Raw genomic sequence first — 13,294 nt, 5'->3', positions numbered from 1 at the left:
TTAATTATGAATAAAAGATATCAAGCTTTCAACCGGACAACAGCCTGGATGCTGCTTCTGTTGACATTCGGTCTGATGACCGTATCCTGTATCGACGAAACGTTTGTCGGTGAAGGAGGTAACAAGCACGCGGAAGACCGGATGGCAGTCCGGCTGACCATCAGCACGCCTGCTACCCAAAAACCGGAAACACGGAGCACGGAGCAGGAAGAACAGATCGAAGAAATATGTATACTGGTACTCTCCCGGCAGTCGGCGGATACCGAATATCAGTTTCTTTACAGCGTAGAGGGGATAAATATTAATCGTCCCAACAGCAACACGACGACCTTCACCGCTATGCTCAAATCGTCAAACGTCCCGGTCAAGCTCGTACTGATCGCCAACGCCAGCCAAACCATAGCGGAAAAATATCCCGAAGCAGGCGATACGGAAACTCGTCTCAAAGAGAAACTGGTGTACGAACTAGATAACGGCAACGGCAGTCCGAAACAGATCACCGGTTATCTGCCGATGTACGGCGAATACTCGCTTCCGAAACTGGATGCAGGGCAAATCAATGCCGATATACAGATCAGAATGTTACGCTCCGTTGCGAGAGCGGATGTCTATAATAACGATGCGACAGGACATTTCCGTTTGCAGAGCATACAGGTATTCCGTCCCTACGATAAGTTGCAGCTTATCCCCACCCACATGACTGTCAACAGCGAAGGAGGACCAAAAGTAGATGCTCCTTCCCTGCCCGATCAATCGGTTTTCTATCCGGTCGGGTTCCCCATGCCACAGCAGAGTATTGTTGATGGCGATACTTCGATCGAACAGATCTATCTTCCGGAAGCCCCGGTTCCGGCAACAGATAAACAGATAAGCGATGCGACCTGTCTCATTGCCGGTGGTATTTATGATGACGGTATCTATCCTGCCAGGACCGTTTATTACCGGATCGACTTCAAACCGTCCGGACATCCGTTCGGACAGATCCTGCGTAACCACCGATATATGTTTTTTATACAGAAAGTTTCGGCTGCCGGTTGGGACACACCCGAAGAAGCGGCTGTAAACGCATCCTCCGGTATCATTGCCACCGTCGAATCATGGGACGAACATACGACCGACATGTATTTCGACGGAGAACATCACTATGGCGTTTCAACCCGCCATCTTAAATTACAATACCGGATGAACTCCAAAGGTGTCATTTATATCGACACAGACCTGACAGGCGAGCTCATGCAATGGGTGGATACAGACGGTAACACCATCGGTAATGGCGAATTATCCTCCTCTTTGTCGAGTGCCCGTTTCGAAGTATCCCTGACCCAGGAAACAGATAGCGATAACAATATCCGGAGAGTGATTCAATGCCGTGCCAAACAGCTGAACGATAGTTACTCCGACCATTCCGAATATATTATGATACATGTAAACCGTTGGAAGATAATGATAACAATCACCCAATCGGCAAACAGCAGCAGAGACGAGATCATCCATATATTGAGTACCAACGGCATCGGAGGTATCGATTATGCTTCATCGAGACCTATGAAAGCGATACTCGACAACCATTTCGGTATCGGAAAAACGATCCAGCTCGGAGGAATAGAATATTCCCAGATCCCTATCACGATCAATGAGACTAATTTACCTTATAGCAAGTTGGTACAACAAGATATTTTAATTCTGGGCTACGACAGCCGACCTGATTCCGCTTCCGCACGCCGTATCTTAGACTGGCTCGGAGCAAGAAAAAACAGAGTACTTATCATAGGTACCGACTGGAAAGCACCCGGCATTAACGACAGTAGCGGTAGCGGACGGCCTGAAACTGCCTATACAACTAATTACCAGTTACTGAAATTACTGCGGGAAGATGTAACCCCTTATTGGTACAACGGAGCAAACAACGAATCTATCGGTGACACAGGTCCTTTACGTTCAGCACTGATTGCCTCATTCGCTCCTACTGCCGACAACGACTACTTCTTCCGAACAGGTCCTTTTACAGAATCACTAACTATGGGGGTCACAGACTGTGGCTACTGGATAAGTGATGGCATCTGGGGACGTTTAGATGTCCATTCCCCTAACATCACCCCACTTATCCGTTTCAAGAATGTGCTCAAAGACGACGGCTCCGGCTCACTCCCATCCTACAGTCCCTATCCGGAAGGAGACGGACGGATGATACTGGGAGTAGACAAAAAGAAACGGATCGTTTATGTGGGCGATTCACAGATTTTTGAAATAGGCTCGGGAAATGTCGTAAAAAGAAATTCACGGATCGACAACAATGTCGGTGACCTGACAAACGACTATTCGCGAATCATGGCCAATTTATGGGCCTGGATGATCGAAGAAGTTGTATTAGGAGACAATGGATAACCGCATATCGCAACAAACAAGATATATGAGTATCTCATTTCAACACAAAAACAACAACACACATGAATAAGGAGACAAAACAAGGATAAAGCTCGTTTTGTCTCCGCATAATACGTCAGTCAGTCCTTTAAAATAATTATTATCACACCAAACAATCAAAAATCGATACATACTTTTGTCGAATTCTGATGATTGCATAAAACTAAGACACATTATGAGGATTCTTTATAAACACGAACATGTTACCTGCAACAATTTTCGGTTGCCCACACAACGTACTTTTCAAGTTTTCCATCTTCACCCCGAAGAAAAATGTATGGAACTTGACAATTCAAGGTCTATCCTCCTTTTTATTCTGGAAGGAGAAATTATGTTTAGTAATGATGCTGTTCACAAACAGATACTACAAAAAGAAGATATTGCATTGATACCTGTAGGTAGCCATTATTCCATCGAAGTAAGAAAAGCAAGCCACTTACTCACCTGCCGGTTCAGCGATGATATCAGATTATGCAATCGTATTCATCTTGAATCTTTGTCTGAATACAAAAAAGAAATCACCTATAATCATAATACATTAAAATTCCAGGAAGAAATACGGCTTTTTTTGAATTTACTCAATAATTATATGGAAGATGATATCGGATGTAAGCATCTGCAGGAACTTAAATTGCAGGAACTCTTCATATTATTTAGGGCTTATTACACAAAAGAGCAACTGGCCGCCTTCTTCCATCCTATCCTTAGTCGGGATACGGATTTCAACAATTTCGTCCTATCCAACTATCGGTCGGTGGCAAACGTGGAAGAGTTTGCCCGCCTGGCTCATATCAGCCTGTCAGCATTCAACCGCAAATTCAAGAAATATTTCAATGAACCAGCCTATCAATGGATGCTGCATCGTAAAACAGAAGGTGTACTGGACGATATTCGAAGTACGAACAAGTCTTTCCTGACAATCTCACTTGACTGGAATTTTTCATCACAGGCGCACCTGACAAAGTTTACCAAACAACAATGCGGCCTGTCCCCTTCGCAAATCCGGGAACAGGCCGCACATAATCTTATATCCGACTAATTTAGAACGGGACCTCGTTACTACTGCCCTGGTTCAGGAAATCTGCACCGGCAGGCGGTATCGGAGGTAACGAATCGTCACTGTTCATATTCGATGAAAACTCACGGACAGCCACATCTTCATCAATATTCATGAACTTCGCATAATCGCCCTTAAATCGCAGACGCACATCCCCCGTCGCACCGTTACGATGCTTGGCTATGATGATCTCCGCCAATCCGACCAGCGAGTTACCGCGTTCATCTTCCGTAATCTTATAATATTCGGGACGATGGATAAAGCAAACCATATCCGCATCCTGCTCGATCGCTCCGGATTCACGAAGGTCGGCCAACTGCGGACGTTTTCCTTCAGCTCCCTGACGGCTTTCCACACCACGGTTCAACTGCGAAAGTGCGATAATCGGGATATTCAGTTCCTTCGCCAACCCTTTCAACGAACGGGAGATAGTACTTACCTCCTGCTCACGGCTACCGAAACTCATACCACTCGCATTCATCAACTGAAGGTAGTCGATGATAATACATCTTACCCCGTGTTCACGCACCAGACGGCGTGCCTTGGTACGCAACTCGAACACCGAAAGACTCGGCGTATCATCCACATAAATCGGAGCATCATACAATTCCTTAATCTTGAAGTCAAGCTGTTCCCACTCATAGCTTTCCAAGCGTCCGCTTTTAATCTTCTCACCCGGTATCTCACATACATTCACGATCAGACGGTTTACCAACTGAACGTTACTCATTTCAAGCGAGAACAAGGCAACCGGCACATTATGGTTCACCGCCATATTCTTCGCCATCGAAAGTACAAACGCCGTCTTACCCATCGCAGGACGGGCAGCGATAATGATCAAGTCGGAATTTTGCCACCCCGAAGTGATCTTATCCAACGCATCGAAACCGGTACGCGTACCGCTCAGACCTTCTTTCTGGTTTGCCGCTTTCTGCAACATATCCATCGCATCCTTGATAACCGGATTGATCTGGGTCACGTCTTTCTTTACATTCCGTTGCGAAATCTCAAACAATTTACCTTCGGCCTCCTGCATCAGGTCTTCCACATCGATCGTCTCATCAAATGCTTTCCCCTGTATCATGGCCGTAAAAGAGATCAACTCCCTTGCCAGATATTTCTGGGCGATAATACGGGCATGATATTCAATATGCGCACTACTGGCAACTTTACTGGTGAGCTGCGAAATATAAAACGGTCCACCCACCTGATCCAATTCGCCGCGTTTCCTCAACTGTTCCGTCACGGTCAGCATATCGACCGGACGCTGGCTGGCTGCCAGATCCACAATAGCTGCATAGATCATCTCGTGCGACTTTTCATAGAAGCACTCCGGCTTCAATATCTCACTAATGATCGAATAAGCATCCTTCTCAAGCATCAAGGCACCTAAAACGGCCTCTTCCAACTCGCGTGCCTGTGGCTGTAGACGCCCCATATCGGGCACGACCACAGGCTTTTGCTTTCCCCTTCCGGAGTTTCCTCTCCCGGTATTTTTAGTTCCTTCTGCCATTCTCTTTTGTAATTTTCGGACACCAAAAATACGATTTTTATTTGGTATTCATTCCTTTTTTTTACCTTTGCAGCCGTAAAAAGTAATTAACTAATTATGGACGACAGTATTCCGCGAGAAACATTAACAAGTAAAAATTAGCGGACGGGGGTTTCTTATTACCTCTGTTCGTGTTAACAACGAAAGGAGGCAATAATGAAAACATTTCTTTATTGTGAAGCCGGTTTTGTGGAGAAAGACCAGTGGCTTCCTAACAGCTGGGTAAATGTAGAATGCCCTACACCCGAAGACATCCAATACCTTTTAAATCAATTTCACGTACCCGAATCATTCCTGAGCGATATTGAGGATACCGACGAACGTCCGCGTATCGAGTATGAAGGGAACTGGTTGCTGACAATCCTGCGTATCCCGGTACAGAGCACCGAAAGCGGTATTCCTTTTACAACTGTCCCGATCGGCATCATCACGAATAACGAGATCATTATCTCCGTCTGTTATCATAAGACGGAGTTATTGCCCGATTTTATTCGTTACAGTCGGCGTAAAGAGCTCGTCGTACGTCATAAATACGACCTGATCCTGCGACTGATCCATTCGTCTGCCGTCTGGTTCCTGAAATATCTGAAACAGATCAACAATGAAGTGGCACGTGCCGAAAAAGCCCTGGAAAAGAGTATCCGTAACGAAGATCTCCTGCGGTTGATGAAACTGGAGAAAAGTATGGTTTACTTCAACACTTCTATCCGTGGAAACGAAGTGATGCTCTCGAAACTGCAAAGCATTTTCCAGGAACCGATGTATATGGATGCGGAACTGCTGGAAGATGTCGAAACAGAGTTAAAACAGGCACACCTCACGGTGAACATTTACAGCGATATCCTTACCGGAACGATGGATGCTTTTGCCTCCATCATCTCCAACAACGTGAATACCATCATGAAGCGCATGACCTCCATCTCTATTATTCTGATGGTACCAACGCTGATTGCCAGCTTCTACGGAATGAATGTGGTCAATTATATTGAAGACGCTCCCCACGGACTTATTGCGATCGTACTTTTATCGATCACCTTATCCGCTCTGGCATTCTTTATTTTCAGAAAGATCAAGTGGTTCTGATAATTACACAAAAACTCATACAAAAAAAGTCCCGGATATCCGGGACTTTTCGGTTTGTTTTGACGGGAAACAAATCGTTCTCCCGAAAAACGAGATATACTTATTTAAGGGTTGCGCCTCCGTCCCCACCCTGATTCCGGACGATCCAAGGTAAAACATTAAAATCCATTTTCAGATAAGCTTCGTATTCATCAGGTTTTTCCGGATCGATCTCCGGTGTTCCGGAACCAAGTCCGGAAATATTCGTCACCAGCAAACGGTAAATATTATTTCGTACTATCGCAAACTCCATAACTCCCATCTCGTTTTCCTTGTTATTATCCAGGTGCCTGATCCAATAATTATAATAGCAATAATAATTGTTACCTTCCGGATCTTTCCGATAACGTTTCACAAAGAACTTTGCCAGCTCTTCATCAGTCGAATCTTCCGTAATGCCATCCAGTTTAAGTCCGGCATCTTTCATCGCTTTGATACTGCTATAAAATTTATAGTTCGCATAATAAATAGCATCAGGCTTTGCGCTAGTTGCTTCTTTACCCTCTCCCCAAAGCGTACCGGGAACAAAACTTGCCTTAAACCGTACTCCGGTCGAATAAGCATTCAACTGTGCCGTTTTAAACATGCAATTCTCCAGACAATAAAAACCGTGGAACGCATCAACCGGAACCGACTGCCAGCTTTCAGCCACAGAGGTCAATGGATAAGCATAATAACTATCCGCATTATCAAACCCTTTCGCCCCGTCTACCGTTTTCGAAAAGAAATAAGGGTCGATCACATAACCGTTATTCGCATTTATCTCTCCGAAATTTCCATTAGCAATAGTATAAGAAGAAGGAGCATTATTTGCTGTCAGCACCGCCGTATGACGAAACGTATAGAACCACCGGCTCAAATTGATATACTGGAATCCGGTCAAACTGATAGAAACATACTCTTTTCCATTTCCATCAACCAGGCTGTAATCCTCTTTCGACTGCCCGACCAGAACTTTAGCCATCACACGTTCCAGATTGATAGTCACGATGTCCGGTTCCTCCGACGGTAAAATCTCACGAACTGTCACTTTCAGATTTGAATCGGTCGTACCATCATACAAACCGCTATTATCGGCACGGTTTGTCATCTGCAATGTGCCGTCTTCGGTCAAGACTCCGAAACCATCCTTATAAGTAGACCTATCCACCAAGTTTATAAACTCATTTTCCGTACTGAAAGAACCCGTAACATCTCCATTGGCAATCGTAAAGATATCATACGTACCCGGGTCTATCAACACCCGGTTGGCCGTATATTTCACTACATGCTCGTTTTGATTTCCGGACGAGCTATTTTCCGGTAATTGCGGACCGGCCGTACGTGTTATATTTTCCAGCCGAATCTTTTTATATAAAGCCTTCGTATCTGAATTAAACAGGTAGACATTAAGCGACTTCACATTATATTCGTTCGCATTTCCGGTTTCATAAATACCCGAAGTTTCGGCATCTCCGGCTTTAGTTGAAGAACTGTTGGGCACAACAAAAGCAAAACGAACATTTCCTTCTCCTCCATCCACAAAACCGGAATTATCCTCCGGCAAAACATCTGCATCATTAATACATCCGACCAGCCCCAAAGCCAGGCATAACAGCCATACTGATTTTACAAAAAGTTTGTTTTTCATACGATAAAAGTATTTAGTAAATAATATTCCAGACTAACTCAATGACGTTTATTATTCTCAAAAAATAATGTCAGATTCATGCCGGCTTCTTCCGAGCCTTCCGCTTTTGCAGACTTCAGCAAACGGATACCCTCATACAAATTTCCGGTCATTAACTCATATACCCCCTTACAGTTCTTATAGGCCAACGTTTCATGGGATGCCATTTGCAGATATTGTCCGGCAGCCTGCCAGTTTCCCTGTTCGATGGCTGCCGCTGCCGCATTCTGGTTGGCTACCGGATGAGCCGGATAAATCTTGACACTAGTTTCGATTATCTTATAAAACTGTTCCGGTTCATTTTTATAGCTTAATGCAACCATATACAGCTCACGCAAAGAGAGCATCTGAGGGTTCATTTCAGCCACTACACGAGCTTCCTCCAGATTAAAATTCAGCTCTTTCTGATTACGTATATCCGTTGCATCGCTCTCTGGAGAAATATAAGATGCCTTTAATCCTGACAGGCCGGACACTGTCGACGAAGATGCGGCCTCCTCCACAACAAGCGGTTTCCCGCTATCCGGAGACAAACCGGATTTCGTCAAACGAACCTCTTCCCTAACAATCTCCCCAGAATGAGTCAACCGGTTCATTTTCAAAAACAACTCAGGTTTACGCATCCAGTTCTCCGCAATAACAGAAGTAGTATAGACAATTTCACAAGGCTCTTTTTCCGACAGTTCCTTTACAAGAAAAAAGTCATCTCCTTTAATTCCTTTTCTCTTATTTAAAACCCGGTTCCGTTCATAAGTACGATGTCTTTTTTTACCATTTAATAAAACGGGAGGCAACTCTTTTTCCTGCCTGTTTTCTTTAATAACCGGAATAAGCGTCAGGGCTTCATTCGATGCAAAACCATGTGCATTGACCATGTACTTTATCGACACCATTAACGAATCCCCTTCCACAAAACAGGATTGCGATTTTATCTCCACATCGATATTTTTTGCTGATAAGGAGTTGCTAATAAAAAATAAGCCCAATAACACGAGCAAATTGATTTTCATATTTATCGTTTTTTTATTGTATAAAGTAGACTAAAGAGAAACCTAACTGAGTCGGACCAACATAATTAGTATGCGCTTTTTCTATCAGAGATGCCCCCTCCTTCCGCCCGTACTTATCATAACTCAAATAAGCATATCCAAACGCAATGCTGGCCTCCAGATTCCACAACGGACTTATCATCCATTGATATCCGTAGGAAACCCCGCCACCAACCAGATTTCCTTGAAAACGATAATCGGACAATATCCCTCCGACATTAAAACGAGCATAATGAGCCTGTATACCGACAAAACTTCCCTGAAAAACATCGCCAAACCATTTCCTGAGCTCCGGCTGTATAAGAAGATGCTTCATCTTTCTGTTATCAGCAAAAGTCCACGGATTATAACTTATAATCGAACTGATAGAATAGGTATCATTACATTTTATCTCCCCACCGATATTCAAAGATGACGTCAAATCATAGAGAACATTACTTTTCACTGCTATATTCTGACAATTCATTTTTTGCAATACACTAATAATCAAAACAATAAACAAAAGGCACTTAGGCTTATAAAACAATAAAATACCTTTATTGCAATAATTCATAATGTTACAAAAAGCAACTTTATAATTTCTTTTTTCTTGCATAACAAATATCATCGTAAATAATTAACACCATATATTCTTCACTTTTTACATTTTCACAAAAAAATAATGACTAGAATAAAGGATCGTTTTTTCTAGTCACTATTTCGAGAGTAAAATTCAATATATGATGATTATTGCAACTTCTTGAAAAACTACATTTATCTATCTGTAATACAGCGAAATAAAAAGATTAAAAATGCTTTGTTTTTCATTTAATATAAAATATATTTGCACAAAATAAATGACTAAAAAAAACGATCGTTTTTTTTAGTCATTGCTTTATAACCTTATGAATATTTCATAAAAAACTCCGTATTTCCCGGTATTATTTTTAGTTGAAACCGGGAAATACAGAGTTAAATATTGAACACGAATAAAACCTATACCGCTATTTTTCCTGATTATTCAGTTTACGGACCAAATCGTCTGCTGTCCGGAATTTTATGGTTGTTCTCGGAGCAAGCATAATTGGTTCCATTGTTTGCGGATTACGAACAGGGCGGGACTTCTGGAGCACGGGAGAAAAAACTCCAAGCCCTCCTATCCTCACCTTGTTCTCTGATTTTACTTCATTAAATACAGTATCGATAAATGTATTCAATACCTTTCGTACAGCACTTTGCGTGTACCCTGTCTGTTCTGCAATGGAGTATATCAACTCTCTTTTGTTCATCATATCTTTTACGATTTTTAATTGTTTGTTATGTTTAATCTGTTATTTCAAAAGCATTTCATTGTTATCTAATAATTTGCGTACCAACCGGACCTGTTCCCCAGACAAGCGTAAAGTCCTCAACCCTTTCTCATACTCACTTAGTTTATGAAAATCGGTACCGACATAATCATAATACCCTTCACGGAGCAAATGCTCCGCTACCTGCCGGACCTGTTTACCCTGTAAACCGGCTAAAGAAAACAGGTTCAGTTGAAATCTATACCCTTTACTTTTCAAATAAGAATAGTCCTCCTGTTTCATATACCCATATCGCTCCGGATGAGCGATAACAGGCGTATAACCATCCAATGCCAGGTCGAACAGGATTGTCAGAAATTTGTCGTGAGCCGACAAACAGGAAGTCTCAACCAAGACCTGCCTGCCGGGAAGTGTAAATAACATTCCCTTCATATATGCCTCAAAACCATCGTCCAGCATATACTCGGCAGCCAGGTGTAACTCTATTTCCGGAGGACAACATTCCTTCAAAATAGCATACTTTGCACACAGGAGTTCCGGTGTATTATTAGGAAACTCCGCCATAATATGGGGAGTCAGAAATATCCGTTTCACACCGACTTCCTTCATTCTCTCTAATGCAGCGATCGAGTCCATCAACGACTCCGATCCACCGTCCACATTAGGAAGCAGATGCGCATGCACATCTGTCATTCCTTCAAGCAATGTGGTACGGATTATGTTTTTCTTTGAGCTAAACCAGGTCAGCATATTGGAAAATAGTTTTTATTTTTTCTTTTCGTTCCCGTAGCCATAACCATAGCCGTAACCGTATCCATAGCCATAACCGTAACCATAACCCGAACGATTATAGCGGACACCATTCAGCACCAGACTCATATTCCTGAATTTACCCTGCCTGTATAGCTTTTCCAGTTCAGGTAACTGCCGGCGGTCCATCAATCCGGCACGCAGGATATAAATGGTCAGGTCGGCTACACGGTTTACAATCGCTGCATCGGCCACCAAACCGGCAGGCACATTATCCAGAATGATATAATCATACCGTTTCTTCAACTCCTCGATCAAAGCTTCCAAACGGTCGCTCAATAAAAGCTCGGAAGGATTGGGAGGCACAGGGCCGGTATGGATAATATCCAGGTTTGTGGCAAGTTCCTCTTTTTTTATGATAGAGTTGATGTCATCCACTTTTCCGGATAAATAGTTTGTTATTCCCATGTTAGTGGAACCACTAACATGGCCGCTAAGGGTACCCTTACGAATATCGAGATCGACCAGTATCACTTTTTTTCGGGTCAGGGCAAAACTCATGGCCAGATTCATCGATACAAATGTCTTTCCTGCATTCGGATTGAAAGAAGTAAACATCACCACTTTCATATCCTTCGCTTTCACACGCATGAAATCCATATTCGTACGGACAATACGGAACGCCTCCGAAATACTGTCGCGCCCATTTTCACGCACGACTATTTCATCTTTATTCTTCTTGTCACGCAAAGGAATCTCTCCCAGGAACGGGATCGATACGGCATCTTCCACATCCTTACGTGTACGCACAGTCGTATTCATGACCATCTGCAACCAGATGATACCTGCCGGAATAGCCAATCCCAACACTACTGCTGCCAATAAGATCATCATCGATTTCGGTGCCACCGGACTCCGGCTTCCCTGCGCCGCATCGATCACACGGGCATTACTTTCGGTAATCGCCTGCGACAAAGCATTCTCTTCCCGCTTATTCAACAAGTAGAGATACAACTCTTCCTTGATCTTCTGCTGACGTTCGACAGACAACACATATTTCTGTTGTGTCGGCACAGCCGAAATACGGCGGCTGGTCTGGGCTTCCCGTTCTCTGATATTCTTTATCTTGATATTCAGACCGACAATCAGGTTGTCGATAGCCCGGATAATCGTCTGCTTCATCGCACTAAGCGAATTATTCAGGTCCATCACCACCGGGTTCTTGTTACTGCTATTACCTATCAGTTTATCACGTTTTAGCAACAAGTTGTTGTATTCGCTGATTTGCCCTTCTATATTCACATCGGCAATCCCGGTGTTGGCCGGTATCAGGTCCGAACTCTTATGAGGGTCTGTCAGGTAATCGCGTATATATTTCGCCAAAGTCACCTGATTCTCCAGTCCAAGTCCTTCTTTGCTATACTGGCTACTCTCCTGAAGGTACATTCCCGTTTCCGAACTGATGTCCGTCAGCTGGTTTTCCCGTTTATACGTTTCGATATCGGCATCCACACTACCCAACTCCTCTTCAATAATGATCAAACGGTCATTAATAAAGTTAGAGGTGTTCACCGTTACCTGGTTCTTATCGTTTATCGCGTCTTCGTTGTACACGGCAATCAACATATTCAGAACATCTTCGGCACGCGGTATGGATACGTCCTGCAACGTCAGGTTGATGATCGTCGCCGTCTTACTGGCCAACGCCACCTGAAGGGAATTGCTATAAGTCAAAGCGATCTCCTCCCTGTTCCGCTTACTTATAGTTACCGCCTTCCCGAAATATTTATCCGCATAATACAACGTAGGGGTCACCACCAGTTTACCCACCGGAGTAGAGACCGTATCGTTCAATGCCACTTTCAAACTCTTAGCCTCATTCGTCGAGAAACCGGACAACAAAATCTCTCCGGCCGACAAAGGTGTCGCTACCAAGGAAAAAGACTGCGAAGCCTCCGCTTCCGGGAACCGTACGGCTATCGGCGATTGCGTATACAACTCTTCCGTCCGCAACCCGTCCTTTATCGTATAGCTGATATCCAGATTCAACCGTTCAGCCACTACCGACATCAGACGCTTCGACTTGAAGACCAACACTTCGTTGTCCACATTACTTTTTACATTGAACATATTCAGCTCTTCGAAAGCTGCCGACTCGCTGAGCCCTCCTCCCTTGCTATTGTCTTTTATCAATACCGATGCCGTACGTGTGTAGACTTTAGGAGCCCATTTCAGATACAGAACAGCTACTCCGGCACAAACCAGGACAGACAAAACGAACCAATACCAGTTGGCCAACACAATATGGAAAAGGTCACTCAGGTTCAGTTCGTTTTCTTCTCTTCGCAAGTTGATTGTTTCTTGTTCAGAATTCATTTGTAA

10 protein-coding genes are annotated in these 13,294 nt (G+C 43.6%); 3 read left to right on the top strand and 7 right to left on the bottom strand.

Features of this window, described 5'->3' with window-relative positions; all coding sequences use genetic code 11:
* Nucleotides 1–6: 6 nt before the first annotated feature.
* Nucleotides 7–2,385, top strand: coding sequence for a hypothetical protein (locus C825_RS14560; protein WP_010803000.1), 2,379 nt, complete (start codon nucleotides 7–9; stop codon nucleotides 2,383–2,385).
* Between the two features lie 316 nt (nucleotides 2,386–2,701).
* Nucleotides 2,702–3,463, top strand: coding sequence for a helix-turn-helix transcriptional regulator (locus tag C825_RS14555; RefSeq protein WP_044214389.1), 762 nt, complete (start codon nucleotides 2,702–2,704; stop codon nucleotides 3,461–3,463).
* Nucleotide 3,464: 1 nt separating this feature from the next.
* On the opposite strand, the gene dnaB is transcribed toward C825_RS14555, so the two are convergent.
* Entirely contained in the window at nucleotides 3,465–4,994 is a 1,530-nt protein-coding gene (gene dnaB, locus C825_RS14550) for a replicative DNA helicase (RefSeq protein ID WP_007657015.1), read from the bottom strand.
* Nucleotides 4,995–5,189: 195 nt separating this feature from the next.
* Between dnaB and C825_RS14545 the strand changes: the two genes are divergently transcribed.
* Nucleotides 5,190–6,116, top strand: coding sequence for a magnesium transporter CorA family protein (locus C825_RS14545; protein ID WP_010802997.1), 927 nt, complete (start codon nucleotides 5,190–5,192; stop codon nucleotides 6,114–6,116).
* Between the two features lie 100 nt (nucleotides 6,117–6,216).
* On the opposite strand, the gene C825_RS14540 is transcribed toward C825_RS14545, so the two are convergent.
* The 6 genes from C825_RS14540 to C825_RS14515 form a co-directional block, all read right to left on the bottom strand.
* Nucleotides 6,217–7,785, bottom strand: a complete 1,569-nt coding sequence (locus C825_RS14540; protein ID WP_010802996.1) for an Mfa1 family fimbria major subunit — start codon at nucleotides 7,783–7,785, stop codon at nucleotides 6,217–6,219.
* 38 nt (nucleotides 7,786–7,823) lie between these two features.
* A complete protein-coding gene (locus C825_RS14535; RefSeq protein WP_010802995.1) occupies nucleotides 7,824–8,834 on the bottom strand; it encodes a DUF3868 domain-containing protein in 1,011 nt (336 codons plus the stop codon).
* A 13-nt stretch (nucleotides 8,835–8,847) separates the two neighbouring features.
* On the bottom strand, nucleotides 8,848–9,426 hold the full coding sequence (locus tag C825_RS14530) for a DUF3575 domain-containing protein (protein ID WP_010802994.1): 579 nt from the start codon (nucleotides 9,424–9,426) through the stop codon (nucleotides 8,848–8,850).
* 430 nt (nucleotides 9,427–9,856) lie between these two features.
* A complete protein-coding gene (locus tag C825_RS14525; RefSeq protein ID WP_007657030.1) occupies nucleotides 9,857–10,144 on the bottom strand; it encodes an HU family DNA-binding protein in 288 nt (95 codons plus the stop codon).
* Nucleotides 10,145–10,183: 39 nt separating this feature from the next.
* Nucleotides 10,184–10,912: a tyrosine-protein phosphatase gene (locus C825_RS14520; RefSeq protein WP_007657032.1), complete on the bottom strand. Its 729-nt coding sequence runs from the start codon at nucleotides 10,910–10,912 to the stop codon at nucleotides 10,184–10,186.
* Nucleotides 10,913–10,927: 15 nt separating this feature from the next.
* Nucleotides 10,928–13,288, bottom strand: coding sequence for a GumC family protein (locus C825_RS14515; RefSeq protein ID WP_010802993.1), 2,361 nt, complete (start codon nucleotides 13,286–13,288; stop codon nucleotides 10,928–10,930).
* Nucleotides 13,289–13,294 lie beyond the last annotated feature (6 nt).

Source organism: Parabacteroides sp. ASF519 (genome assembly GCF_000364265.2).
Classification (GTDB): domain Bacteria; phylum Bacteroidota; class Bacteroidia; order Bacteroidales; family Tannerellaceae; genus Parabacteroides; species Parabacteroides goldsteinii.
Note: the sequence above shows the minus strand (reverse complement) of the source record. Positions and strands in the feature narration are given on the sequence as shown.